Annotated in this window: 1 pseudogene; it reads right to left on the bottom strand. The window is 40.1% G+C overall.

From position 1 onward, the window contains the following. Positions 1–327: pseudogene (locus AB4512_RS24850) on the bottom strand (hypothetical protein); the annotation flags it as partial.

Raw genomic sequence — 327 nt, 5'->3', positions numbered from 1 at the left:
CTTCTGAGTTTGTAATGGTGAATGGCTTATCCAATGTGCCACCGTCACGCAGAATATCGTAAATAATGTGCCCGTTCTTTTTCGCAACCATCATATTTTTCGTATTCAGTTGAAGCTCACCAATATGTCCATTCTCCATCTCTAGAAAGAACTTTATATCTTTATATCCAGCTTCAGTCGCACCACAGTTGTACTTTGCGTTTTTGCCTTTACTGGTGCCATAGCGATCTTTCATTGCTGATTGATGGTGTTTCAATTTGTCAAATTCTGTCGATAGCGCAATGATGGATTTCGCTGCGATCATATCTTGTGAGGTTTCAAACACGA

Origin of the sequence: Vibrio sp. 10N.222.52.B7 (assembly GCF_041474275.1) — a bacterium.
GTDB lineage: Bacteria > Pseudomonadota > Gammaproteobacteria > Enterobacterales > Vibrionaceae > Vibrio > Vibrio crassostreae_C.
The sequence above is the reverse complement of the archived record's forward strand: the minus strand, read 5'-3'. Positions and strand labels throughout refer to the sequence as shown.